At 51.7% G+C, this 22611-nt stretch carries 30 protein-coding genes; 15 read left to right on the forward strand and 15 right to left on the reverse strand.

All coding sequences use genetic code 11. The features are described from left to right. The first annotated feature begins 140 nt into the window (after positions 1–140). Both elbB and mtgA read left to right on the forward strand, forming a co-directional pair. The gene (gene elbB, locus AB182_RS28275; protein WP_047372936.1) at positions 141–794 is read left to right on the forward strand and encodes an isoprenoid biosynthesis glyoxalase ElbB; all 654 of its coding nucleotides are present in this window, start codon (positions 141–143) and stop codon (positions 792–794) included. 20 nt (positions 795–814) lie between these two features. Beyond that, positions 815–1519, forward strand: coding sequence for a monofunctional biosynthetic peptidoglycan transglycosylase (mtgA, locus tag AB182_RS28280; protein ID WP_223883569.1), 705 nt, complete (start codon positions 815–817; stop codon positions 1517–1519). Between the two features lie 38 nt (positions 1520–1557). On the opposite strand, the gene npr is transcribed toward mtgA, so the two are convergent. From npr to AB182_RS28335, 11 genes are all read right to left on the reverse strand, one after another. Further along, the gene (gene npr, locus AB182_RS28285) at positions 1558–1830 is read right to left on the reverse strand and encodes a PTS phosphocarrier protein NPr (protein ID WP_039077446.1); all 273 of its coding nucleotides are present in this window, start codon (positions 1828–1830) and stop codon (positions 1558–1560) included. Then, the gene (gene rapZ / locus AB182_RS28290; RefSeq protein WP_039077447.1) at positions 1827–2681 is read right to left on the reverse strand and encodes an RNase adapter RapZ; all 855 of its coding nucleotides are present in this window, start codon (positions 2679–2681) and stop codon (positions 1827–1829) included. Before rapZ ends, npr begins: the two co-directional genes overlap by 4 nt. A 45-nt stretch (positions 2682–2726) precedes the next feature. After that, positions 2727–3218: a PTS IIA-like nitrogen regulatory protein PtsN gene (gene ptsN / locus AB182_RS28295; protein ID WP_039077448.1), complete on the reverse strand. Its 492-nt coding sequence runs from the start codon at positions 3216–3218 to the stop codon at positions 2727–2729. Positions 3219–3298: 80 nt separating this feature from the next. Next, positions 3299–3586: a ribosome hibernation promoting factor gene (gene hpf / locus AB182_RS28300; RefSeq protein ID WP_039077449.1), complete on the reverse strand. Its 288-nt coding sequence runs from the start codon at positions 3584–3586 to the stop codon at positions 3299–3301. Between the two features lie 22 nt (positions 3587–3608). Continuing rightward, positions 3609–5042, reverse strand: a complete 1434-nt coding sequence (rpoN, locus tag AB182_RS28305; protein WP_047372938.1) for an RNA polymerase factor sigma-54 — start codon at positions 5040–5042, stop codon at positions 3609–3611. Between the two features lie 48 nt (positions 5043–5090). Continuing rightward, on the reverse strand, positions 5091–5816 hold the full coding sequence (gene lptB / locus AB182_RS28310; protein ID WP_039077451.1) for an LPS export ABC transporter ATP-binding protein: 726 nt from the start codon (positions 5814–5816) through the stop codon (positions 5091–5093). Positions 5817–5822: 6 nt separating this feature from the next. Beyond that, complete coding sequence (lptA, locus tag AB182_RS28315; protein ID WP_047372939.1) at positions 5823–6383, reverse strand: lipopolysaccharide ABC transporter substrate-binding protein LptA; 561 nt, start codon at positions 6381–6383, stop codon at positions 5823–5825. After that, entirely contained in the window at positions 6352–6927 is a 576-nt protein-coding gene (lptC, locus tag AB182_RS28320) for an LPS export ABC transporter periplasmic protein LptC (RefSeq protein ID WP_047372940.1), read from the reverse strand. The genes lptA and lptC overlap by 32 nt, the downstream gene beginning before the upstream one ends. Then, entirely contained in the window at positions 6924–7490 is a 567-nt protein-coding gene (gene kdsC / locus AB182_RS28325; protein ID WP_047372941.1) for a 3-deoxy-manno-octulosonate-8-phosphatase KdsC, read from the reverse strand. The genes lptC and kdsC overlap by 4 nt, the downstream gene beginning before the upstream one ends. A gap of 14 nt (positions 7491–7504) precedes the next feature. Continuing rightward, positions 7505–8491 (reverse strand): arabinose-5-phosphate isomerase KdsD, encoded by a 987-nt coding sequence (gene kdsD / locus AB182_RS28330; RefSeq protein WP_047372942.1) that lies wholly within the window; start codon positions 8489–8491, stop codon positions 7505–7507. 14 nt (positions 8492–8505) lie between these two features. Next, complete coding sequence (locus AB182_RS28335; RefSeq protein ID WP_047372943.1) at positions 8506–9483, reverse strand: calcium/sodium antiporter; 978 nt, start codon at positions 9481–9483, stop codon at positions 8506–8508. 232 nt (positions 9484–9715) lie between these two features. On the opposite strand from AB182_RS28335, the gene mlaF reads away from it, so the two are divergent. From mlaF to murA, 7 genes are all read left to right on the forward strand, one after another. Beyond that, the gene (gene mlaF, locus AB182_RS28340) at positions 9716–10528 is read left to right on the forward strand and encodes a phospholipid ABC transporter ATP-binding protein MlaF (RefSeq protein ID WP_047372944.1); all 813 of its coding nucleotides are present in this window, start codon (positions 9716–9718) and stop codon (positions 10526–10528) included. A gap of 7 nt (positions 10529–10535) precedes the next feature. Continuing rightward, a complete protein-coding gene (gene mlaE, locus AB182_RS28345; RefSeq protein ID WP_047372945.1) occupies positions 10536–11318 on the forward strand; it encodes a lipid asymmetry maintenance ABC transporter permease subunit MlaE in 783 nt (260 codons plus the stop codon). Positions 11319–11322: 4 nt separating this feature from the next. After that, complete coding sequence (gene mlaD / locus AB182_RS28350) at positions 11323–11874, forward strand: outer membrane lipid asymmetry maintenance protein MlaD (protein WP_047372946.1); 552 nt, start codon at positions 11323–11325, stop codon at positions 11872–11874. 16 nt (positions 11875–11890) lie between these two features. After that, the gene (mlaC, locus tag AB182_RS28355; RefSeq protein WP_047372947.1) at positions 11891–12526 is read left to right on the forward strand and encodes a phospholipid-binding protein MlaC; all 636 of its coding nucleotides are present in this window, start codon (positions 11891–11893) and stop codon (positions 12524–12526) included. Beyond that, positions 12526–12819 (forward strand): lipid asymmetry maintenance protein MlaB, encoded by a 294-nt coding sequence (gene mlaB, locus AB182_RS28360; RefSeq protein ID WP_047372948.1) that lies wholly within the window; start codon positions 12526–12528, stop codon positions 12817–12819. Before mlaC ends, mlaB begins: the two co-directional genes overlap by 1 nt. A gap of 126 nt (positions 12820–12945) precedes the next feature. Next, a complete protein-coding gene (ibaG, locus tag AB182_RS28365) occupies positions 12946–13200 on the forward strand; it encodes a BolA family iron metabolism protein IbaG (protein WP_047372949.1) in 255 nt (84 codons plus the stop codon). Positions 13201–13253: 53 nt separating this feature from the next. Then, a complete protein-coding gene (gene murA / locus AB182_RS28370) occupies positions 13254–14513 on the forward strand; it encodes a UDP-N-acetylglucosamine 1-carboxyvinyltransferase (RefSeq protein ID WP_047372950.1) in 1260 nt (419 codons plus the stop codon). 52 nt (positions 14514–14565) lie between these two features. Here the strand turns inward: murA and sfsB are convergent, their stop codons facing one another. Then, on the reverse strand, positions 14566–14838 hold the full coding sequence (sfsB, locus tag AB182_RS28375) for a DNA-binding transcriptional regulator SfsB (RefSeq protein ID WP_047372951.1): 273 nt from the start codon (positions 14836–14838) through the stop codon (positions 14566–14568). Positions 14839–15069: 231 nt separating this feature from the next. Then, positions 15070–16041 (reverse strand): octaprenyl diphosphate synthase, encoded by a 972-nt coding sequence (gene ispB / locus AB182_RS28380; RefSeq protein WP_047372952.1) that lies wholly within the window; start codon positions 16039–16041, stop codon positions 15070–15072. 258 nt (positions 16042–16299) lie between these two features. Between ispB and rplU the strand changes: the two genes are divergently transcribed. The 4 genes from rplU (at position 16300) to cgtA (ending at position 19132) form a co-directional block, all read left to right on the forward strand. Beyond that, on the forward strand, positions 16300–16611 hold the full coding sequence (gene rplU, locus AB182_RS28385) for a 50S ribosomal protein L21 (RefSeq protein WP_003025032.1): 312 nt from the start codon (positions 16300–16302) through the stop codon (positions 16609–16611). Positions 16612–16631: 20 nt separating this feature from the next. Further along, on the forward strand, positions 16632–16889 hold the full coding sequence (gene rpmA, locus AB182_RS28390) for a 50S ribosomal protein L27 (RefSeq protein ID WP_003861831.1): 258 nt from the start codon (positions 16632–16634) through the stop codon (positions 16887–16889). A gap of 95 nt (positions 16890–16984) precedes the next feature. Then, the gene (locus tag AB182_RS28395; protein ID WP_047372953.1) at positions 16985–17950 is read left to right on the forward strand and encodes a DMT family transporter; all 966 of its coding nucleotides are present in this window, start codon (positions 16985–16987) and stop codon (positions 17948–17950) included. A gap of 15 nt (positions 17951–17965) precedes the next feature. Further along, positions 17966–19132, forward strand: a complete 1167-nt coding sequence (gene cgtA, locus AB182_RS28400; protein ID WP_047372954.1) for an Obg family GTPase CgtA — start codon at positions 17966–17968, stop codon at positions 19130–19132. Between the two features lie 86 nt (positions 19133–19218). Here the strand turns inward: cgtA and dacB are convergent, their stop codons facing one another. Further along, on the reverse strand, positions 19219–20652 hold the full coding sequence (gene dacB, locus AB182_RS28405; RefSeq protein WP_047372955.1) for a serine-type D-Ala-D-Ala carboxypeptidase: 1434 nt from the start codon (positions 20650–20652) through the stop codon (positions 19219–19221). Positions 20653–20901: 249 nt separating this feature from the next. Between dacB and greA the strand changes: the two genes are divergently transcribed. Continuing rightward, positions 20902–21378 (forward strand): transcription elongation factor GreA, encoded by a 477-nt coding sequence (gene greA / locus AB182_RS28410; RefSeq protein WP_047372956.1) that lies wholly within the window; start codon positions 20902–20904, stop codon positions 21376–21378. A gap of 153 nt (positions 21379–21531) precedes the next feature. Here greA and yhbY read toward each other — a convergent pair whose 3' ends face one another. Next, positions 21532–21825 (reverse strand): ribosome assembly RNA-binding protein YhbY, encoded by a 294-nt coding sequence (gene yhbY / locus AB182_RS28415; protein ID WP_039077470.1) that lies wholly within the window; start codon positions 21823–21825, stop codon positions 21532–21534. A gap of 121 nt (positions 21826–21946) precedes the next feature. Between yhbY and rlmE the strand changes: the two genes are divergently transcribed. Continuing rightward, positions 21947–22576 (forward strand): 23S rRNA (uridine(2552)-2'-O)-methyltransferase RlmE, encoded by a 630-nt coding sequence (gene rlmE, locus AB182_RS28420; RefSeq protein WP_039077471.1) that lies wholly within the window; start codon positions 21947–21949, stop codon positions 22574–22576. The last annotated feature ends 35 nt before the right edge of the window (positions 22577–22611 follow it).

Consider the following 22611-nt stretch of genomic DNA (forward strand, 5'->3'; position numbering starts at 1 on the left):
GTCGGGAAAATTTGAACTGCACGCACATAAGATAGCAAATCTTAAAGTATTTGTTACATCAATCAGTGAAATGTGTGAAGCATAGCGCCCTTATCAAAATATTTAATTATCCCGAGTACGTTGCATAAAGGACGAGCAAAATGAAAAAAATCGGTGTTGTTCTCAGCGGATCAGGCGTTTATGACGGATCGGAAATCCACGAAGCTGTCATTACCCTGCTGGCGATCGCTCGTGAAGGCGCTGAGGCAGTATGCTTTGCGCCTGACAAGCGTCAGACCGATGTCATTAATCATCTCACGGGTGAACCGATGAGTGAAAGTAGAAACGTGCTGATCGAGGCGGCCCGCATTGCTCGTGGTGCGATCCTTCCGATCGCTCAGGCATCAATAAACGATCTGGATGCGCTGATTGTGCCTGGCGGATTTGGCGCAGCGAAAAATCTGAGCAGCTTTGCCAGTCTCGGTAGTGAATGTGTGGTTGATCCGGATCTGAAACGGCTGGTCCTGGAGATGCACCAGGCGGGGAAACCACTCGGTTTTATCTGTATTGCGCCTGCGATGCTGCCGAAAATCTTTGATTTTCCGTTGCGCCTGACGATTGGAACGGATATCGATACGGCGGAGGTGCTTGAAGATATGGGTGCTGAACACGTGCCTTGCCCTGTCGACGATATTGTGGTCGATGAGGATAACAAAGTGGTGACCACACCGGCGTACATGCTGGCGCAGAATATTGCGGAGGCGGCTACAGGGATCGAAAAACTGGTCTCCCGCGTTCTGGTGCTCGCTGAATGAGAGGGTTGCGTGGCCCACTCATGGCGAAAATCAAAAAGCTATTACTCCGTGTGGTCCTGGCGCTGGGAATCTTCTGGGGCGGTGGTATTTTGCTGTTCAGTTTTATGCCGGTACCGTTTTCAGCCGTCATGGTCGAACGGCAAGTGGGGGCCTGGCTGACGGGGGATTTCGGTTATGTTGCTCATTCGGACTGGGTGGGTATGGACGAGATTTCACCCTGGGTGGCGCTGGCGGTGATTGCCGCCGAAGATCAGCGTTTCCCGGACCATTGGGGGCTTGATTTTGGCGCGATTGAAAAGGCCTTATCGCACAATGAGCAGCATGAGAATCGGATTCGCGGTGCATCAACCATTTCTCAGCAGACCATTAAAAACCTGCTGCTCTGGGACGGCAAAAGCTGGGTGCGTAAAGGCTTTGAAGCGGGTTTAACCCTGGTCACCGAGGCTGTCTGGACAAAGCGGCGTATTCTGACCGTCTATTTGAACATTGCTGAATTTGGCGATGGTATCTTTGGCGTGGAGGCGGCTTCGCAGCGTTATTTTCATAAACCTGCCAGCAAGTTGACGATGGCTGAGGCGGCATTGCTGGCAGCAGTATTGCCGAATCCGGTACGCTTTCGCGCTGATGCGCCGTCAGGGTATGTGCGCAGCCGACAGGCGTGGATTATGCGCCAGATGCGTCAGCTTGGAGGAGAGGATTTCCTGGCGCGCAATAAACTGCATTGATGATTCCCTCTCCGCCTGGAGAGGGAAAACGCGCGTTGTCAGTCTTCGTCAAACCCGGCGATAAAGAGCGCAATGACAGCCGCCAGCGCTTCTTCTTCCTGAGGGCCCGTCGCTTCTATCTCAATTTGTCGGCCCTTCGCGGAGTCCAGCATGAGAAGCGCAATCACACTATTGGCCTCGGCTTCGGTTCCCTCGTCGTTACGCAACAGTACCTCAGCATCAAAGCCCTGAACCAGTTCAAACAGTTTCATCGCCGGGCGCGCGTGCATACCCAGCTTATTGGTGATTTCAACAGTTTGTTTTACGGTCATGTTTTCCGTTTTTCCAGCGTACGATGACGAGACTGAACGTTTTTACCGCGTGAGCGGAAATAGTCTGCAAGCTGTTCAGCAACATAGACGGAACGGTGCTTACCGCCGGTACATCCAATCGCTACCGTTAAATAGCTGCGATTATTGGTTTCCAGCATTGGTAGCCACAGTTCGAGATAACTGCGGGTCTGGTAAATAAAATTGTGCACTTCCGTATGTCTGTCAAGGAAGGCTGCAACCGGTTTATCCAGCCCGGTCATCGGGCGTAATTTCGGGTCCCAGTGCGGGTTAGGCAAGAAGCGAACGTCAAACACGTAATCGGCATCAATAGGGATACCATGCTTAAAGCCAAAGGACTCGAACACCATAGTCAGTTCGCGCTCGCGTTTACCCAACAGTCGGGTACGGAGCATCTCGGCGAGTTCATGAACGGACATTTCCGATGTGTCGACGATGAGATCGGCGCGTGAGCGCAGTGGCTCCAGCAGATTACTCTCTTCATCGATGGCGCTTTCCAGCGACAGGTTTTTGCTGGAAAGAGGGTGCAGACGACGTGTGTCGCTGTAGCGGCGGATCAACGTGTTGCGATCGGCATCCAGGAACAGCAGTTGCGGAGAAAAATAATCCGGCAGGCTGCTCATTGCCTGCTCAAAAATTTCCGGCGATTCCGGCATATTACGCACATCGATGCTGACGGCGGCAGACGTCTGACGGTCAGCCAGCGTTCTTGCCAGCTCCGGCAAAAGAACGACCGGCAGGTTATCGACGCAGTAAAATCCCATATCTTCCAGGGCGCGCAGGGCCACTGACTTACCTGAGCCCGAACGACCACTCACGATCATCAGGACCATGGGCCAATTCTCCTCAGAACCAGCGACACAAGGGAAGCTGTTGCGTTACGCATCGTCATTTTCGCCTTCTGTCAGCGTGATGATCTGGTACAACTCTTCATCGCTTTGCGCTGAGCGCAGACGGCGACAGATGGTTTTATCCGCCAGACGCTTGGCCACCAACGAGAGCGTATGCAGGTGGGTTTTGGTCTGATCGGCGGGAACCAGAAGCGCGAAGAGCAGATCGACTGGCTGGTTATCAATAGCATCGAAGGCGATGGGTGTTTCCAGTTGCACAAAAACACCAACGGCACGAAGAGTATCTTCTTCGAGTTTTCCGTGAGGGATGGCGATACCGTTACCAATACCGGTACTGCCCATTTTCTCACGCGTCAGGATCGCTTCGAAGACCACTTGTGGTGGCAGGCTCAACTGCTTTGCTGCCAGTTCACTGATAATTTCCAGCGCACGTTTCTTGCTCTGGCAGTGAACACCACTACGGGTACATTCCTGGTTAAGGACATTGCTCAATTGAAGAGCGGAATCGTTATTCATCATAATTTCACCTAAGCGTCGCCAGTGCAGACACCCTGCCGGGTTGCGGCAGGGTGATACGCGCCAGACGAGTGCCCGGACAATTAGTGTTGTTTCAGTTTATCTTTATGTTTCGTGAGTTGCCGCGCCAGTTTATCAATTAAACCGTCGATGGCAGCATACATGTCTTGTCCTTCCGCACTGGCATGAATCTCCCCCCCGTTTACATGCAGGGTCGCATCCGAGATATGAGTCACTTTCTCCACTTTCAACACAACATAGACCTGATTGATCCTTTCGAAATATTGTTCGAGTTTGGCAAATTTCGCGGTAACGAATTCGCGCAGGGCCTCGGTTATCTCGACGTTATGTCCTGTGATGTTAAGCTGCATAGTGTCTTCCTTATCGGTTAGGTCACACCAGCTGTTTGCGCTGATTAGACGGCGGAATGGATAAAGACTCTCGATACTTCGCAACGGTTCGCCGCGCTACCATAATACCCTGATCGGAGAGCATGGTAGTCAGCTTACTGTCACTCAACGGCTTCGCAGGATTCTCTGCGGCAATTAATTTCTTCACCAGTGCGCGGATAGCCGTCGACGAGGCTTCGCCGCCGCCTTCGGTATTCACATGGCTGGAGAAGAAATATTTAAGCTCAAAGATGCCACGCGGACTGTGCAGATATTTTTGGGTCGTGACACGGGAAATCGTGGATTCATGCATCTCGACGGCCTGAGCGATATCGGCCAAAACCATCGGTTTCATAAATTCTTCGCCTTGCTCGAAGAACGCCTGCTGCTGTTCAACAATGCAGCGGCTCACCCTTAACAGGGTGTCGTTGCGACTCTCAAGGCTTTTAATCAGCCATTTCGCTTCCTGCAGATTGCTACGGATAAACTGGCTGTCAGCATCGTTACGCGCACCACCGCACATGGCGGCATAGTGCTGATTGATCTGCAAACGAGGGATGCTGTCGGAGTTGAGCTCGACCGTCCAGCGCCCATTGTGCTTACGCACCAGGACATCAGGGATAACATACTCGGGCTCACCTGTCTGGATTGACTGACCCGGACGTGGATCAAGAGACTGGATTAAATTGACCGCCTCTTTCAGCACTTCTTCTTTCAGACGTGTTACGCGCATCAGCGTACGGAAGTCGTGGTTTGCGAGCAGATCCAGATGATCGCTGATGATTAAACGCGCTTCCTCACACCAGGGGGTCTCTTTGGCAAACTGAGAGAGCTGGATCAACAGGCAATCGCGTAGATCTCTGGCCGCGACGCCAACCGGATCGAAACGCTGAATACGTTTCAGTACCGCTTCGACTTCATCCAGACCGATCTCTTCATCGCCCATGCTTTCCAGGATGTCTTCCAGCGGAACGGTGAGATAACCTGTGTCATCAACAGCGTCGACAATTGAAGTCGCAATGGCGCGATCGGTGTCTGAGAAAGGGGTGAGCTCCACCTGCCACATCAGGTAATCTTGCAGCGACTGTGTGGTCTCTCCCTGATAAACAGGCAGTTCATCGTCAAGATAATCGGTGCTGCTGCCAGACGGGGTGCCAGCGGTATAGATTTCATCCCAACTGGCGTCCAGAGGCAACTCTTCGGGCATCTCTTTTTGTTCGAGAGCGTCGGCAGTATCCAGGCCTTCGTTATCCTGAGATTGTTGCGCATCCACTTCTTCGTGAAGATCGGTTTGCTCAAGCAATGGATTACTTTCCAGAGCTTGCTGGAGTTCTTGCTGAAGTTCCAACGTGGACAGTTGCAGCAGGCGAATAGCCTGTTGCAACTGTGGCGTCATGGCTAGCTGTTGGCTGAGCCTTAATTGCAAACCTTGCTTCATATTCAGAGCAGTACTCTCCGACTAAACACGTCAATAAACCCTACCCTATCAGAGTCTGAAGTCTTCCCCAAGATATACGCGCTTAACATGTTCGTCTTCAAGGATTTGCTGAGGCGTACCGTGCGCGATCAAATGCCCCTGGCTGACAATATAAGCACGCTCACACACCGCCAACGTTTCGCGAACGTTGTGATCGGTAATCAACACGCCAAGCCCGCTATCACGCAGGTGCTCAATGATGCGTTTGATATCAATGACCGATATCGGGTCAACGCCGGCAAACGGTTCATCCAGCAGGATAAATTTAGGGTTTGCAGCCAGCGCACGAGCAATTTCGACACGACGGCGTTCGCCGCCAGAAAGCGCCTGCCCCATATTGTCGCGCAGATGTTCAATATGGAATTCTTCCATCAACTCATTCGCCCGATCCACGCGCTGTTCGGATGTGAGATCATCGCGAATTTGCAGTACTGCCATGAGATTGTCAAATACGCTCAGGCGCCGGAAAATAGAGGCTTCCTGCGGCAAATAGCCGATACCGCGACGTGCCCGGGCATGCAGCGGCAGCAGGCTGATATCTTCATCGTCGATGATGATATTGCCCGCATCGCGCGACACGATACCCACGACCATGTAGAACGTTGTGGTTTTACCTGCACCGTTAGGACCGAGCAGCCCGACAATTTCGCCTGAATTGACTGTCAGACTGACATCTTCCACCACACGGCGGCCTTTGTAGGCCTTGGCGAGATTCTTTGCAGTTAATGTTGCCATAACGAATTAATTACTCTTTTTTTGCGCCGGAGCCGGGGTTTGATTGTTGTTCTTATCCTGCAACTGCGACGGCACCAGAACCGTCGTCACGCGTTTACCTTTATCGCTGAAAGCCTGCATTTTCTGCTCTTTCACCAGATAGGTAATTTTGTCGCCCGTGATGTTGCTATCAAGCTGTTCAAGGTAGGCGTTGCCTGTCAGGACCACGAAGTCTTTTTCCAGCTCATAGTGCATCTGGGAAGCGTGGCCTTTTACGGGTTTGCCGCTATCCTGCATCTGATAAAAAGTGGCAGGATTACCGTAGCCATCAATGATCTCTTTACCTTGCTGGCCACCTGGGCGCGTAACCACAACCTTGTCGGCGTTGATTTTGATGGTGCCCTGCGTTACGACAACATTGCCAGTGAAGGTCACCACATTCCCTTGCATATCCAGCGATTGCTGATCGGAATCGATATGGATAGGTTGCTCGGTATCGCCAGTTACCGCAAGCGCCGGAAGACTGGCGGCAAAAAGGACACTGGCCAGGGCAAAATTAAGGCTGAGTTTGTTTGTTCTGAATTTCATAGGAGCTTCTAACCTTTTCAATAAGCTCGGCGTTTTTGCTGCGTAAATTGCCGCGCATTTTCAGGCCGGTGGAATTAAATGTTGTTCCGTATAACGTGACTTGATCATCAGAGGCGACATCCTGCGTGATCAGGTTTATCTGGGCGTTATCCGTCGTAATTTTTCTCAGTTGAGCGTCCGCAGTCAGGGCGTTGACCTCAACATGCCCATAAAGATAAAGCATCCGGTCATTGGTCAGCTTCGCTTTATCCGCCTTGATGGACCAGTCAGGAATTTTATCTTTGTCGAAAGTCGTCAGCACTGGCTGGGTAAACCAGGTGATAGCATCAGCAGAATAGTATTCAACATGCTGTGCTATCAGCCGATAGTTCAACGCACCTTCCGGACTGTAGACTACCGTATCGGTATGCTCGCTTTTATACGTTGGGTCAGTATTGTTAACCGTAACTTGTTCAGTCTGTTCGCGATCGGCCAGGTTCACCCCAATCAGTATCAGTGCGACCAGTGACAGCACAATGATGACCCAACGTCTGGTTTTACTCATATTGATTGCCCTTTGGCCTCATCAAGCTTGCCTTGCGCCAGCAATAACAAATCACACACTTCACGAACCGCACCGCGTCCGCCTGCAATACGGGTGACATAATCCGCCCGGGGAATCAGCAGCGGATGCGCATCCGCCACCGCCACGCTTAAACCAATTTCTGCCATCACAGGCCAGTCGATGAGATCGTCTCCGACATACGCAACTTGTTCCGGTACCAGCGAAAGTTTGTTCAATAACTCGCGATAAACTAATAACTTATCTGATTGTCCTTGATAGAGGTGCGTGATGCCCAGCGTTTCGCAGCGGTCTTCCATCAGTTTAGCTTTTCGGCCAGTAATAATGGCAACCTCAATGTCGGATGTTAATGCACAGCGGATACCGTAACCATCGCGGACGTTGAACGCTTTCAACTCTTCTCCATTATTACCCATGTAGATGGATCCATCCGATAAAACACCATCTACATCAAGAATTAACAGCTTAATTTTTTCTGCCTTCGCCATTACCTGCGTACTGACGGGTCCGTAGCATGTCGCAAGCGACGCTCCAACATTACTCATTCTTCGATCCTTTTTCACACCACGCCCGCGCGCAGCAAATCATGCATATGTACCACACCCAGCAATTGGTCGCCATCTGCAACCAAAACAGAGGTGATGTGGCGGGACTGCATCAGATTAAGCGCGTCCACCGCCAGTGTGCCAGGACGCACGCGGATACCTCCAGGCGTCATTACCTCAGCAATCCCTAAACTACGTACATCTGCGCCCATATCAAAGACACGGCGCAAATCGCCATCGGTAAAAATGCCTTCGATCTTCATCAGATCGTCGCAAATCACCGTCAGGCCTAAATTCTTACGCGTGATTTCGAGAAGAGCGTCGCGCAGCGTGGCGTCTTTGCTCACATGCGGAATTTCGTCCCCGGTGTGCATGATGTCATTGACCCGCAACAGGAGCTTACGTCCAAGCGCGCCGCCAGGGTGAGAAAGCGCAAAATCCTCAGCGGTAAAACCCCGGGCTTTCAACAGAGCGACTGCCAGAGCATCTCCCATTACCAATGCGGCGGTAGTGCTGGAGGTCGGCGCCAAACCTAATGGACAGGCCTCTTGCGGCACCTTCACACACAGATGAATATCAGCCGCGCGGCCCATACTGCTGTCAGGACGGCTTGTCATACAGATCAGGAATACTTTCAGTCGCTTGAGCACCGGGATCAACGCCAGGATCTCATTCGACTCTCCGGAATTCGACAACGCGATCACCACATCCTGCGACCCGACCATACCCAGATCGCCATGCGCCGCCTCTCCCGGATGAACAAAGAAAGAAGAGGTACCGGTACTGGCGAATGTTGCGGCCATTTTTCGACCAATATGACCCGATTTCCCCATCCCCATTACGACGACTTTGCCGCTGCAATAGAAAATCTTTTCACAAGCCTGTGCAAAGTCCTGATTAATGTATTGGTCAAGCTGGGCCAGACCTTCACGTTCAATTTGCAAAACGTCCCGGCCAGCCTGCTGAAAGTCGAAGCCCGGTTGCAGATCGATATGCGACATAAATGTGTGTCCAATTATCCTGTCAGACGCGGCGTAACCCAGTACAGGAATGCTAACCAGGTGATAAAACCGCCTAATAGTAATGCGCCAGTTCCTCTGCCTGTCTGCTGCTTACGTCGCCAGCAGGTGAGGGCAAAAATGACGCTGACCAGTAACATCACGCCGTAATCTCGTGTAAAAGCCAGACTATTAAAATGACCTGGCGCGATCAGCGCGGGTAAACCCAGCACCAGCGTGATGTTGAAAATATTCGAGCCGATGATATTACCGATCGCAATATCGTCTTCTCCCTTACGTGCCCCGGCAATGGCGGTTGCCAGTTCCGGCAGACCCGTCACAATGGCAATCACCGTCAGGCCGATGGTTAATTCGCTCATCGCGAAATGGTTTGCGACCACCGTGGCGTTGTCCACTACCATGCGCGTTGACATCGGCATAATGATAAGTGCGACCCCGAGCCACAAGAATGCCACTGACAGGCTACCGCCACGCGGCAACTCTGCAACTTGCTCACGTGTTAGCGTATCGCTACCTTGCAGCTCAGCCAGACGGGCGATTTTAACAATGTATACCAGCCATAGCACGGCCAGCAGAAGTAAAAACAGGCCGTCCAGCCAGGTCAGTTGCCCGTCAAACAGCACCAACCCTGCCAGCAGGCTGGTTATTAACATTAGCGGCAATTCACGGCGCAGGATATCGGAATGGACGGTAAATGGATGCAGGAGCGCTGCGAGTCCCAGGATCAACAGAATATTGGTGATGTTAGAGCCGAGAGCCGTCCCAATGGCCAAATCAAGTTGGCCGTGCATGGAGGCCGCAACGGAGACAATCATCTCCGGAAGAGAGGTGCCAATACTCACCACTGTCATCCCAATGAGCAACGGTGGAACACCCAAACTGCGACACAAAATTGAGGCGGCGAATACCAATCGGTCAGCGCTGTATACCACTAACAGTAAACCAATAATTAACAGCGCCGTCGCTAAAAGCATCTAAAGTCCTTTCTTGAGGTATAATCTGCCGGTCCGCAGGCTGCGATTGCCGGGGAAAACCGGGAATTTTAAGCGGCGTAGAGAATTCTTAATTTTGACTTTATGCGGCTCAAAAGTAAAACAAATGCCAGCTTTCGCTAACTCATACGGGTAATATTCTGTAAAAATGGTGGGTTCTTGCAGTTATCCGGCGTCATGCTTAGACCCAATCAAGGCTTATAAGGAAGAGTGAATGAGCCAGACTGTGGCGAATCTGGTCGATATCCGTGGCGTGAGTTTCTCCCGTGGAAGTCGGCGTATTTTCGACAATATCTCGCTGACGGTGCCACGCGGTAAAATCACCGCCATTATGGGGCCGTCCGGGATTGGTAAAACAACATTGCTGCGTCTTATTGGCGGACAGATACCGCCAGACGCGGGCGAAATCCTCTTCGACGGTGAGAATATCCCCGCGATGAGTCGCTCCCGGCTGTTTACCGTTCGCAAACGAATGAGCATGTTGTTCCAGTCCGGCGCATTATTTACCGACATGACTGTGTTCGATAATGTGGCCTATCCGTTGCGCGAGCATACGAACTTACCGGCCCCGTTGCTGAAAAGTACGGTCATGATGAAACTGGAGGCGGTGGGACTGCGTGGTGCAGCAAAACTCATGCCTTCCGAACTCTCTGGTGGGATGGCGCGCCGCGCCGCGCTGGCAAGGGCTATCGCGCTGGAGCCAGATTTAATCATGTTCGACGAACCTTTTGTCGGCCAGGATCCTATTACCATGGGTGTGCTGGTGAAGCTTATCTCTGAACTGAATAGCGCGCTGGGCGTCACCTGTGTTGTCGTCTCCCATGACGTGCCGGAAGTGCTGAGCATCGCCGACTATGCGTATATTGTTGCAGACCGTAAAATTGTGGCGCAGGGCAGCGCGCAAGGCTTGCAAGAAAACGCCGACCCTCGCGTCCGTCAGTTCCTCGACGGCATTGCTGACGGCCCCGTTCCGTTCCGCTATCCCGCAGGTCAATATCAATCCGATTTATTTGAGACAGGGAGTTAAGCCACTCATGTTGTTACATGCACTGGCGTCGCTTGGACATCGCGGGATTAAGACGATCGCGACGTTTGGCCGCGCTGGTTTAATGCTCTTCAATGCGCTGGTCGGTAAGCCGGAATTTGGCAAACACGCGCCGTTGCTGGTGCGCCAACTCTATAATGTGGGTGTCCTGTCGATGCTCATTATTATCGTGTCCGGCGTATTTATCGGCATGGTGCTTGGCTTGCAGGGCTATCTGGTGCTTACGACTTATAGCGCGGAAACCAGTCTGGGAATGCTGGTGGCGCTCTCCTTGTTGCGTGAACTGGGGCCCGTTGTCGCTGCTCTGCTTTATGCCGGGCGCGCGGGTTCTGCACTGACGGCGGAAATTGGCCTGATGCGCGCGACTGAGCAACTTTCAAGTCTTGAAATGATGGCTGTTGACCCCCTGCGGCGCGTGATTTCTCCTCGTTTTTGGGCGGGGGTGATCTCCTTGCCATTGCTGACGGTTATCTTCGTTGCGGTCGGTATCTGGGGCGGCTCGCTGGTGGGTGTGAACTGGAAAGGAATCGACTCAGGGTTCTTCTGGTCGGCGATGCAAAACGCCGTCGACTGGCGACTGGATCTGGTGAACTGTCTGATTAAGAGCGTTGTCTTTGCCATTACCGTAACCTGGATTGCTTTATTTAATGGTTATGACGCGATCCCGACTTCCGCCGGGATCAGTCGGGCAACGACGCGTACCGTTGTGCACTCTTCGCTGGCCGTGCTTGGTCTTGATTTTGTGCTCACCGCATTGATGTTTGGGAATTGAGTTCATGCAAACGAAAAAAAGTGAAATTTGGGTAGGCATTTTTCTGTTACTGGCGCTGCTGGCGGGGTTGTTTATCTGCCTGAAAGCGGCCGATGTTGCCTCTATGCGTACCGAACCGACGTATCGCGTGTACGCAACCTTCGACAACATTGGCGGCCTGAAAGCGCGCTCGCCGGTCCGTATTGGTGGCGTGGTGGTTGGCCGTGTTGCTGATATTGAACTCGATCCAAAAACTTATCTGCCGCGCGTCGCGCTGGACATCGAAGAGCGTTACAACCAGATTCCTGATACAAGCTCACTGGCTATTCGTACGTCAGGTTTGCTGGGGGAGCAATATTTGGCTTTGAATGTGGGATTTGAGGATCCTGAACTGGGAACTTCTATGCTTAAAGAAGGCAGCACAATCCAGGATACGAAATCCGCAATGGTCCTTGAGGATCTGATCGGACAATTCCTTTACAACAGTAAAGGCAGTGACAATAAGAATTCTGGCGATGCGCAGTCAAAACAGCAGGATGATACTTCCAGCGCACCGTCTGCTGGTAAGACGAATTAACGAGGAGAGTTGACGCATGTTTAAACGTCTATTAATGGTTGCCATGCTGGTTATCGCGCCACTTGGACTCGCCAACGCGACGGAACAAAGCAATCCGTACAAAGCAATGCAGGAGGCGGCAAAGAAAACGTTTGATCGCCTCAAAAACGAACAACCAAAGATTCGCGCGAATCCAGATTATTTACGTGACGTGGTCGATCAAGAATTACTGCCATACGTCCAAATTAAATACGCCGGTGCCCTGGTGTTGGGGCGTTACTATAAAGACGCAACGCCTGCGCAGCGGGAGGCCTACTTCGCTGCTTTCCGTGAATACCTGAAGCAGGCTTATGGCCAGGCTCTGGCGCTGTATCACGGTCAGACCTACGAGATTGCCCCGGAGAAGCCGCTGGGTGACGCCACGATCGTCCCGATCCGCGTGACTATTATCGATCCAAACGGCCGTCCGCCAGTGCGTCTGGATTTTCAGTGGCGCAAAAACACGCAGTCCGGTAACTGGCAGGCTTACGACATGATTGCCGAAGGGGTGAGTATGATCACCACTAAACAAAATGAGTGGAGCGATCTGTTGCGCACTAAAGGTATCGATGGTCTTACCGCGCAGTTGCAGGCCATTTCTCACCAGAAAATTACGTTGGATGAGAAGAAATAATGACGCCGCAATTAAGCTGGGCGCGTGAAGGTGAACGGCTGGTGCTGCAGGGCGAGCTCGATCAGGATGTGCTTAATCCTTTGTGGAATGCCCGCCAGGATGCAATGAAAGGGACTACCTGTATCGATCTGCGCGCCGTATCGCGCGTTGATACTGCTGGCGTGGCCCTATTAATTCACCTGATTGCTCAGGGAAAAATTCAGGGCCACCAGGTTTCACTCGAAGGGATAAGCGAGAATCTGCAGACGCTTGCAGCACTCTATAATTTGCCTGCGGACGTATTGCCTCGCTAAATTTTTCAGTACGTTACTCTTTAAAGCCTCGTTTGGTATACCGACGAGGCTTTTTGCTTATTTAAGACCGCCTCACTTTCCTCTAAGATGTGGGGCTGTTTTCACTATCAGATGAAATTAACGCCCATGGAAAATCATGAAATTCAGGCAGTGCTGATGAACGCACTTTCTCTCCAGGAAGCCCACGTCTCTGGCGACGGCAGTCACTTTCAGGTTATTGCTGTGGGTGAGGTTTTTGACGGCATGAGCCGGGTCAAAAAACAGCAGGCCGTATATGGCCCATTAGCGGAATATATAGCGGACAACCGCATTCACGCTCTCTCGATCAAAGCGTATACCCCGCAAGAGTGGGCACGCGATCGCAAACTAAACGGTTTTTGAGCTACGGGTATTACGCCCGCAGCGCGTGTGAATTCTTAACAGAGATCAGATGAATGGATAAGTTTCGTGTACAGGGGCCAACCCGGCTCCAGGGCGAAGTCACAATTTCAGGTGCTAAAAACGCCGCGTTACCCATCCTTTTTGCCGCACTGCTGGCAGAAGAACCGGTAGAGATCCGCAACGTTCCGAAACTGAAAGACATTGATACCACCATGAAGCTGCTGAGCCAGTTGGGTACCAAGGTTGAACGCAACGGATCTGTCTGGATCGATGCCAGCAAGGTTAACGTTTTTTGCGCGCCTTACGATCTGGTTAAAACCATGCGTGCCTCTATCTGGGCGCTGGGGCCGCTGGTCGCACGTTTTGGTCAGGGTCAGGTTTCCTTACCGGGTGGCTGTGCCATTGGCGCGCGTCCGGTAGATCTGCACATTACGGGTCTGGAACAGCTTGGCGCGGAAATTAAGCTCGAAGAAGGTTATGTCAAAGCGAGCGTGAATGGTCGCCTGAAAGGCGCGCATATCGTCATGGATAAAGTCAGCGTTGGCGCGACAGTCACCATTATGACGGCGGCAACGCTGGCTGAAGGCACCACCATTATCGAAAACGCCGCGCGTGAGCCGGAAATCGTTGATACCGCGAACTTCCTCAATGCGCTGGGTGCGAAAATCAGCGGCCAGGGTACCGACCGTGTCACCATTGAAGGCGTTGAGCGTCTCGGTGGCGGTGTCTATCGTGTGCTGCCGGACCGTATTGAAACGGGCACCTTCCTGGTAGCGGCTGCAATCTCTGGTGGCAAAATCGTATGTCGCAACGCGAAACCCGATACGCTGGATGCCGTACTGGCTAAGCTGCGCGAAGCCGGCGCGGAAATAGAAGTGGGTGACGACTGGATTAGCCTGGATATGCACGGTAAACGTCCGAAAGCTGTTAATGTGCGCACAGCGCCGCATCCGGCGTTTCCGACAGACATGCAGGCGCAATTCACGCTGCTTAATCTCGTTGCAGAAGGCACGGGCGTGATCACCGAGACGATCTTCGAAAACCGTTTTATGCACATCCCTGAACTGATTCGTATGGGTGCGCATGCGGAAATCGAAAGCAATACCGCGATTTGCCATGGCGTCGAAAAACTCTCCGGCGCACAAGTGATGGCAACCGACCTGCGTGCATCTGCAAGCCTCGTGCTGGCGGGTTGTATCGCGGAGGGGACGACGATTGTGGATCGTATTTACCATATCGATCGTGGTTATGAGCGCATTGAAGACAAGCTGAGCGCACTTGGTGCGCATATTGAGCGTGTGAAAGGCGAATAATCTCTCTTTGCCGTCAAACCCCCAACCCGCCTCGGGAAGGGGGTCATCTTGTTTATTTTGGCTTCCTTTGCCGCATCATGCTGGTTCTGTCGATAAATTCATGGGTGACGGGATCGTGATAGCGCGATGGCCATATCACCCAGGGATCGGTATCCAGCGCGCGGGCAATAATAAGTTCTCCTTTCGGCCAGGAGCGCGTTAGCGCATTCGCAAGCGTTGATGAACTCAAACCGCACTTACGCGATTCTGCGGCCAGTGACGTCCCTTTTTTGTGAAGTCCGGCAATGATATCCGCCGGGTGCCAGTCAATAAATTTGTTTTCCATTCTTCCTCCCTGGTAAAAATCCTTAAAACGCTATGGCAATATGAAGAATGTTTACTATACGCATATGAGAGCTATTGCTCTAAAAAGTTCATGTAATATCGCAGCATTTAAGAATTCACCAGGGCTGATGATTAGGGCTGATGATTATAACAGTGAGCGTTTTTTTGTGATTGTTATAAGAACTTATTGGCGCTTTCCCGTGGTCAGCGGGAAAGCGAATAAAAGCGTGAATTAGTGATCGCGCTGGACCGCGATATGGGCGAGGCCGATGAGTGCTTCGCGCCACGGGGAGTCAGGAAGAACCTGCAGGGCAGCGATAGCTTTATCCGCCTCTTCTTCTGCACGACGACGCGTCCATTCCAGCGAACCACAAGCGGCCATCGCTTCCAGAACAGGTTCCAGAAGATGTCGCCCGTTGCCCTGCTCAATGGCTTCACGAATCATCTGCGCCTGTTCTGCGGTGCCGTTATGCATCGCATGCAGCAAGGGGAGAGTCGGTTTACCTTCGTTAAGGTCATCGCCGGTGTTTTTACCCAGCGTTTCGCCATCCGCACTGTAGTCCAGCAAGTCGTCAATCAGCTGAAAGGCAGTGCCCAGATAACGGCCATAATCCTGCAACCCTTTTTCCTGGGCGTCGCTGCAACCTGCCAGTAAGCCAGAGCACTGTGCAGCCGCTTCAAACAGGCGCGCAGTCTTGCTGTATATCACGCGCATATAGTTCTCTTCGGTGATGTTCGGGTCATTGACGTTCATCAACTGCAGAACTTCACCTTCGGCGATGACATTCACCGCTTCGGACATGACTTCCAGTACTTTCAGTGAGCCAAGGCTGGTCATCATCTGAAAGGCGCGGGTGTAAATAAAATCACCGACCAACACACTGGCTGCATTACCAAACGCAGCATTAGCGGTGGCTTTGCCGCGGCGCATATCTGATTCATCCACAACATCGTCATGGAGAAGCGTCGCAGTGTGGATAAATTCGATTAATGCGGCGATGGTGACATGCGCATTGCCTTCGTAGCCAACGGCACGCGCAGCCAGTACGGCAATCATCGGACGGATACGTTTACCGCCGCCGCTAACAATGTAATAACCCAACTGGTTGATTAGCTGAACATCAGAGTTGAGCTGTTGCAGGATTGTCGCATTAACACCCGCCATATCTTGCGCGGTTAACTCATTGATTTTTTCTAAATTCATCGCAAAAGCCGGGCTTTCAGTCCTGTTTACCACATATCAAAATGGGATAACGAAGGGTTACGGGTTAGAATAGTATTGTTGATTGTACTGAAAAAACGCGCCAGATAAACGTTGCCCTACGCATTGTGTTTTTTTTCTGCATGGATTGACGATCGCACTTGTCAAAGGCTCGCGTTTTGCGTAATATTCGCGCCCTATTGTGAATATTTATAGCGCACTCTGAATCACACGATGATGTGCGCGGAAGCGGAGTTTTTTATGTACGCGGTTTTCCAAAGTGGTGGTAAACAACACCGAGTAAGCGAAGGTCAGACCGTTCGCCTGGAAAAGCTGGACATCGCAACTGGCGAATCTGTTGAATTCGCTGAAGTTCTGATGATCGCAAACGGTGAAGAAGTCAAAATCGGCGTTCCTTTCGTTGATGGCGGCGTAATCAAAGCTGAAGTTGTTGCTCACGGTCGTGGCGAGAAAGTTAAAATCGTTAAGTTTCGTCGTCGTAAACACTATCGTAAGCAACAGGGCCACCGTCAGTGGTTCACTGATGTGAAAATCACTGGCATCAGCGCCTAAGACCTGAGGAGTAGATTTAAATGGCACATAAAAAGGCTGGCGGCTCAACTCGTAACGGTCGCGATTCAGAAGCTAAACGCCTGGGCGTTAAGCGTTTCGGTGGCGAATCCGTTCTGGCGGGTAGCATCATCGTTCGTCAGCGTGGCACCAAATTCCACGCTGGTACTAACGTAGGTTGCGGTCGTGACCACACTCTGTTTGCTAAAGCAGACGGTAAAGTGAAATTTGAAGTTAAAGGCCCGAATAACCGTAAATACATCAGCATCGTTGCTGAGTAAGTTTTTCGTGGTCCGGTAACGGATGAAAGCCCCGCAACACGTTGCGGGGCTTTTTACATTAGAAGTCCGGAAAACTTTCTGTAGGGAAAACGGGCATGAAGCAGCAGGCTGGCATTGGTATTCTTTTGGCGCTCACTACCGCAATGTGCTGGGGAGCACTGCCAATTGCAATGAAACAGGTGCTGACGGTAATGGAACCCCCGACAGTGGTGTTTTATCGTTTTTTAATGGCGGCAATCGGCCTTGGTACGATTCTGGCCTGTAAACGTAAACTCCCTTCGCTGCGCCAGTTTCGCAAGCCGAAATGGCTGGTGTTGCTCGCCATTGCGACCGGTGGGCTATTCGGTAATTTCGTGCTCTTTAGTTCCTCCCTGCAGTATTTAAGCCCGACTGCGTCGCAGGTGATTGGGCAACTGTCGCCGGTTGGTATGATGGTCGCCAGCGTCTTTATCCTGAAAGAGAAGATGCGCGGGACGCAGGTGATTGGCGCAATCATGTTGCTTTGCGGTCTGGTTATGTTTTTCAACACCAGCCTGATTGAGATTTTTACCAAACTGACTGACTACACCTGGGGCGTCATTTTCGGCGTCGGGGCGGCAACGGTTTGGGTCAGTTATGGTGTCGCGCAAAAAGTATTATTGAGGCGTCTGGCTTCACAACAGATCCTCTTTTTGCTGTACACTTTATGTACGATGGCGTTACTGCCTTTGGCCCGGCCTGGCGTGATTTCCCAGCTCAGTAACTGGCAACTTGCGTGCCTGTTTTTCTGTGGCCTGAATACGCTGGTCGGCTATGGCGCGCTGGCGGAAGCAATGGCTCGCTGGCAGGCTGCGCAGGTCAGCGCGCTCATCACCCTGACGCCGCTGTTTACGTTGTTGTTTTCAGATTTATTATCAATGGCCTGGCCCGATGTTTTCGCCAGACCGATGTTAAACCTTATCGGTTATCTCGGTGCGTTTGTCGTGGTTGCGGGAGCAATGTATTCCGCCATTGGCCATCGTCTTTGGGGACGCTGGCGCAAGCGTGAAGTGGTTGTCACTTTGCCCCGCTCAGGCGAATGAGTTACGGAGAGTAAAATGAAGTTTGTTGATGAAGCGGTCATCCTGGTCGTGGCGGGTGACGGCGGTAACGGTTGTGTGAGCTTCCGTCGCGAAAAATACATTCCCAACGGTGGACCGGATGGCGGCGACGGTGGTGATGGCGGCGACGTCTGGCTGGAAGCAGATGAGAACCTGAACACCTTAATTGACTACCGCTTTGAAAAATCATTCCGCGCTGAACGTGGTCAGAACGGTCAAAGCCGTGACTGCACGGGTAAGCGCGGTAAAGATGTGACGGTGAAAGTGCCGGTAGGTACTCGTGTGATTGACCAGGGCACAGGCGAAACCATGGGCGATATGACCAAACACGGTCAGCGTCTGATGGTGGCGAAAGGCGGCTGGCATGGTCTGGGCAATACCCGTTTCAAATCATCCGTTAACCGTACGCCGCGCCAGAAGACGATGGGGACGCCGGGTGATAAACGCGACCTCATGCTGGAGCTGATGCTGCTGGCGGATGTGGGGATGCTGGGTATGCCGAATGCGGGCAAATCTACTTTCATCCGCGCCGTCTCTGCGGCAAAACCTAAAGTGGCTGACTATCCGTTTACCACACTGGTTCCAAGCCTCGGCGTCGTGCGTATGGATAACGAAAAAAGCTTCGTGGTAGCGGACATCCCGGGGCTGATTGAAGGGGCATCTGAGGGTGCAGGTCTTGGTATTCGCTTCCTCAAACATCTTGAGCGCTGCCGCGTATTGCTACATCTGATCGATATCGATCCGATTGACGGTTCCGATCCGGTTGATAATGCGCGGATCATCATTGGCGAGCTGGAAAAATACAGCGAAAAACTGGCGGCTAAACCGCGTTGGCTGGTCTTCAATAAAATTGACCTGATGGACAAAGCTACAGCAGAAGCCAAAGCCAAAGAGATCGCCGAAGCATTGGGCTGGCAAGATAAGTATTACCTTATCTCTGCGGCCAGCCAGCAAGGTGTTAAGGACCTCTGTTGGGATGTGATGACCTTTATCATCGAAAACCCGATCGCTCAGGCGCAGGAAGAGAAACAGCCAGAGAAGGTCGAGTTTATGTGGGACGATTATCACCGTCAGCAGCTTGAAGAAGCCGAAGAAGACGACCTGGACGATGATGACTGGGACGAAGATGACGAAGAAGGCATTGAGTTCATCTACAAACACTGATTCTGCTATTCCCCCACGGACGAACGTCTGAGGGGGATTACAGACACTCTGAGCCGGGAAAGCGTTAACGCTACCCGGCTTTTTTATTAATTGTTCTGGTAGATGTCTTTGTACAGGCGGCTTTCAAAGCGAACCAGTGGGATACGTCGGTTACGCTGATCGGCGGGTTCTACCGCATAACCCGACAAATATTGTACGAAGGCCATTCGCTGCCCGCTTGCGGTAGTGATAAAACCAGCCAGGTTGTAAACGCCTTGCAGCGAACCTGTTTTGGCAGATACCTTGCCGTCCACGCCAGCTTCATGCAGACCCGCCCGGTACTGTAATGAGCCATCATAACCCGCAAGCGGCAGCATAGAGATGTAATTGAGCTCGTTGTCATGCTGGGCAATGTACTGGAGTACCTGCATCATGGTGGCAGGCGCAATCAGATTGTGGCGCGACAGACCCGAGCCATCCGCAATGATCGTGTTTCCGATATCCACGCCGGCTTGCTGACGCAGAATCTGACGAACTGCATCAGAACCGGCGCGCCAGGTGCCCGGTACGCCAAAGCGGGCATGACCAATCATGCGGAAAACGGTATCGGCAACCATGTTGTCCGACTTTTTCAGCATGATTTTCAGCAAATCATGCAACGGGGCCGATTGTGTGCTGGCGATAACTGTGCCGGGCTCGTTGACTTGTGTCTGGCGCAACAGGGTTCCCGTATAGGTAATGCCTGCATCTTTGAGTTCTGCCTTGATTATAGCGCCGGCATAACTGGCGCCATCCTGAATGGCAAAAGCCAGCGGTAGCGGGTCAGTACGTTGTGGCAGGCAGCCGGTCAGCGTGAAGCGGTTTAAATCGCCAGGAACAACATCCAGTTCGCAGTATTGCCCTTCGGATGAGCCGCGCGCCAGCGTACGGACCTGGCTGAACATGTTTACCGGGTAGTATGATGCGACGCGGATATACGCAAGGTCTCCGGGTTTCTGCGCGCTGTATAACGAAACAGAAAAACAGTTGCGGTCGATAATGGCTGCTGCGGGTGGGGCGCTAAAGCACTGGGTCATGTCGTTCCATGGCCAGCCGGGGGCTTTGTCATGGCTGGCAAAAATCGATGTATCGATAAGGACATTTCCCTCGATTTTTTGCACTCCAGATTTTTTCAGGGTCGCGACCATATTGCGTATATTCTGACGTTTTAACGTCGGATCGCCGCCAAATCTTGCGACTAAGTCACCTTTTAATACACCATTGTCAACCGTACCTTTACTCTCCAGCGTCGTGGTGAAGCGGAAATCAGGGCCAAGCTGTAATAAAGCAGCCAGCGCGGTAATGACTTTTTGCGTACTCGCCGGTAAAGCCATTTGCTTGCCGTGATAATCGATATCCGGTTCCTGTGCTCCCACCTTTTGCACTATGAGGGCGAGATTCGCGCCGTCCGGTAACTGGTTTATGTACTCGTCGACATTCGCGGCCTGAACATTCAGGGCTATACTTGTTGTCAATCCGATGAAAAATCTGGGAAATCGCATAATCTCGCGCTAACAACCTGGAAACAAGCCGTCATACTACGGCGCATCGACCCGGAAAGTAAACGATGACCCATAGTGAACTTCCGGGTAAAATACGTATCAAATTGAAAAATTGTTGCTGACCTGGGGCTTTGTCTCCGGGTCAGTTTTCTTTTGCTTCTGGTCGGGGGTTATGCACCTGAATCCGGGCAGACATAGCAGCCGGGGCGGGAGACTGCTCCATACAGGAAAGTTTAAGAGGTATAACAAATGCAAGCTATTCCGATGACCTTACGTGGTGCCGAAAAACTGCGCGAAGAGCTGGATTTTTTGAAATCAGTGCGCCGTCCTGAAATTATCGCCGCGATCGCGGAAGCGCGCGAGCATGGTGACCTGAAAGAAAATGCGGAATACCATGCAGCCCGCGAACAGCAAGGCTTTTGTGAAGGTCGTATCAAAGATATCGAAGCAAAACTGTCCAATGCGCAGGTTATCGATATCTCTAAAATGCCGAACAATGGTCGTGTAATTTTTGGTAGTACGGTCAGTGTGCTCAATCTGGATACTGAGGAAGAGCAGACTTACCGTATTGTGGGTGACGACGAAGCTGACTTTAAGCAAAATCTGATCTCCGTAAATTCACCGATCGCGCGTGGTCTGATCGGTAAAGAACAAGACGATGTCGTTGTCATTCGTACCCCGGGCGGCGATGTCGAATTCGAAATTATCAAAGTGGAATATCTCTGAATAATTTCGTTAACCGCACTTGTTGACGTATTGTAAAGAAAAGAAAAAGGCCGCACTGCGGCCTTTTAACAACTCAATGAGCATGGCATTTTGCTCGTCTGTTAGCGAAAACCCCTCGTTTTACACAGATTTTGTGTTCAATTAAGGATATTCTTAGCGCGGCAGCGAGATTTTGCGCTCTTTAGCAGGACGATAAAGTACCAGCGTTTTACCGATGACCTGTACGTTACAGGCGCCGGTTTCGCGTACAATAGCTTCCACGATCAAGGTCTTAGTCTCGCGGTCTTCGGTAGCGATTTTAACCTTGATAAGCTCATGGTGCTCTAACGCTTGTTCGATCTCGGCCAGTACCCCTTCGGTCAAACCATTATTGCCAAGCATAACTACCGGCTTGAGCGGATGTGCCAGACCTTTCAGGTGCTGTTTTTGTTTAGTACTCAGATTCATCGTATATTTTGCTTACGTTGGGATTGAAAACGGGTCATTCTACCGCCATCTCCCATATATCACCAAATCGCCGCGTGTAATTTTACGTTGCTGTATACGATGAACCCAGACGGAATGTGAAATGACAGGTAAAAAGCGTTCTGCCAGCTCGAGTCGCTGGCTTCAGGAACACTTTAGCGATAAATATGTTCAACAGGCGCAGAAAAAGGGGTTACGTTCCCGTGCCTGGTTTAAACTTGATGAAATACAGCAAAGTGACAAACTTTTTAAGCCGGGAATGACAGTTGTCGATCTCGGTGCCGCTCCTGGTGGCTGGTCGCAATATGCGGTCACGCAGATCGGGGGCACAGGCCGAATCATCGCGTGTGATCTTTTACCTATGGATCCAATCGTTGGTGTGGACTTTCTTCAGGGTGACTTTCGTGATGAATTAGTCCTGAAAGCATTACTGGATCGAGTCGGGGACAGTAAAGTACAAGTTGTCATGTCAGATATGGCACCAAACATGAGCGGAACCCCAGCAGTTGATATTCCCCGCTCTATGTACCTGGTGGAACTGGCGCTACAGATGTGCCGGGATGTGTTAGCGCCTGGTGGTGGTTTTGTTGTGAAAGTCTTTCAGGGCGAAGGTTTCGATGAGTACCTTAGGGAAATTCGCTCTCTGTTTACGAAAGTGAAAGTTCGTAAGCCGGACTCTTCCCGTGCCCGTTCACGAGAAGTGTACATTGTAGCGACCGGGCGAAAACTATAGTAACCTGACGCTGTTTTTAACACAGTTGTAATATG

The sequence above is a fragment of the Phytobacter ursingii genome (assembly GCF_001022135.1).
Lineage (GTDB): Bacteria > Pseudomonadota > Gammaproteobacteria > Enterobacterales > Enterobacteriaceae > Phytobacter > Phytobacter ursingii.

Bases quoted from the DNA above. Each gene is read 5' to 3' on its own strand.
- elbB (WP_047372936.1), top strand. From the start codon at position 141: ATGAAAAAAATCGGTGTTGTTCTCAGCGGATCAGGCGTTTATGACGGA.
- mtgA (WP_223883569.1), top strand. From the start codon at position 815: ATGGCGAAAATCAAAAAGCTATTACTCCGTGTGGTCCTGGCGCTGGGA.
- npr (WP_039077446.1), bottom strand. From the start codon at position 1,830: ATGACCGTAAAACAAACTGTTGAAATCACCAATAAGCTGGGTATGCAC.
- rapZ (WP_039077447.1), bottom strand. From the start codon at position 2,681: ATGGTCCTGATGATCGTGAGTGGTCGTTCGGGCTCAGGTAAGTCAGTG.
- ptsN (WP_039077448.1), bottom strand. From the start codon at position 3,218: ATGATGAATAACGATTCCGCTCTTCAATTGAGCAATGTCCTTAACCAG.
- hpf (WP_039077449.1), bottom strand. From the start codon at position 3,586: ATGCAGCTTAACATCACAGGACATAACGTCGAGATAACCGAGGCCCTG.
- rpoN (WP_047372938.1), bottom strand. From the start codon at position 5,042: ATGAAGCAAGGTTTGCAATTAAGGCTCAGCCAACAGCTAGCCATGACG.
- lptB (WP_039077451.1), bottom strand. From the start codon at position 5,816: ATGGCAACATTAACTGCAAAGAATCTCGCCAAGGCCTACAAAGGCCGC.
- lptA (WP_047372939.1), bottom strand. From the start codon at position 6,383: ATGAAATTCAGAACAAACAAACTCAGCCTTAATTTTGCCCTGGCCAGT.
- lptC (WP_047372940.1), bottom strand. From the start codon at position 6,927: ATGAGTAAAACCAGACGTTGGGTCATCATTGTGCTGTCACTGGTCGCA.
- kdsC (WP_047372941.1), bottom strand. From the start codon at position 7,490: ATGAGTAATGTTGGAGCGTCGCTTGCGACATGCTACGGACCCGTCAGT.
- kdsD (WP_047372942.1), bottom strand. From the start codon at position 8,491: ATGTCGCATATCGATCTGCAACCGGGCTTCGACTTTCAGCAGGCTGGC.
- AB182_RS28335 (WP_047372943.1), bottom strand. From the start codon at position 9,483: ATGCTTTTAGCGACGGCGCTGTTAATTATTGGTTTACTGTTAGTGGTA.
- mlaF (WP_047372944.1), top strand. From the start codon at position 9,716: ATGAGCCAGACTGTGGCGAATCTGGTCGATATCCGTGGCGTGAGTTTC.
- mlaE (WP_047372945.1), top strand. From the start codon at position 10,536: ATGTTGTTACATGCACTGGCGTCGCTTGGACATCGCGGGATTAAGACG.
- mlaD (WP_047372946.1), top strand. From the start codon at position 11,323: ATGCAAACGAAAAAAAGTGAAATTTGGGTAGGCATTTTTCTGTTACTG.
- mlaC (WP_047372947.1), top strand. From the start codon at position 11,891: ATGTTTAAACGTCTATTAATGGTTGCCATGCTGGTTATCGCGCCACTT.
- mlaB (WP_047372948.1), top strand. From the start codon at position 12,526: ATGACGCCGCAATTAAGCTGGGCGCGTGAAGGTGAACGGCTGGTGCTG.
- ibaG (WP_047372949.1), top strand. From the start codon at position 12,946: ATGGAAAATCATGAAATTCAGGCAGTGCTGATGAACGCACTTTCTCTC.
- murA (WP_047372950.1), top strand. From the start codon at position 13,254: ATGGATAAGTTTCGTGTACAGGGGCCAACCCGGCTCCAGGGCGAAGTC.
- sfsB (WP_047372951.1), bottom strand. From the start codon at position 14,838: ATGGAAAACAAATTTATTGACTGGCACCCGGCGGATATCATTGCCGGA.
- ispB (WP_047372952.1), bottom strand. From the start codon at position 16,041: ATGAATTTAGAAAAAATCAATGAGTTAACCGCGCAAGATATGGCGGGT.
- rplU (WP_003025032.1), top strand. From the start codon at position 16,300: ATGTACGCGGTTTTCCAAAGTGGTGGTAAACAACACCGAGTAAGCGAA.
- rpmA (WP_003861831.1), top strand. From the start codon at position 16,632: ATGGCACATAAAAAGGCTGGCGGCTCAACTCGTAACGGTCGCGATTCA.
- AB182_RS28395 (WP_047372953.1), top strand. From the start codon at position 16,985: ATGAAGCAGCAGGCTGGCATTGGTATTCTTTTGGCGCTCACTACCGCA.
- cgtA (WP_047372954.1), top strand. From the start codon at position 17,966: ATGAAGTTTGTTGATGAAGCGGTCATCCTGGTCGTGGCGGGTGACGGC.
- dacB (WP_047372955.1), bottom strand. From the start codon at position 20,652: ATGCGATTTCCCAGATTTTTCATCGGATTGACAACAAGTATAGCCCTG.
- greA (WP_047372956.1), top strand. From the start codon at position 20,902: ATGCAAGCTATTCCGATGACCTTACGTGGTGCCGAAAAACTGCGCGAA.
- yhbY (WP_039077470.1), bottom strand. From the start codon at position 21,825: ATGAATCTGAGTACTAAACAAAAACAGCACCTGAAAGGTCTGGCACAT.
- rlmE (WP_039077471.1), top strand. From the start codon at position 21,947: ATGACAGGTAAAAAGCGTTCTGCCAGCTCGAGTCGCTGGCTTCAGGAA.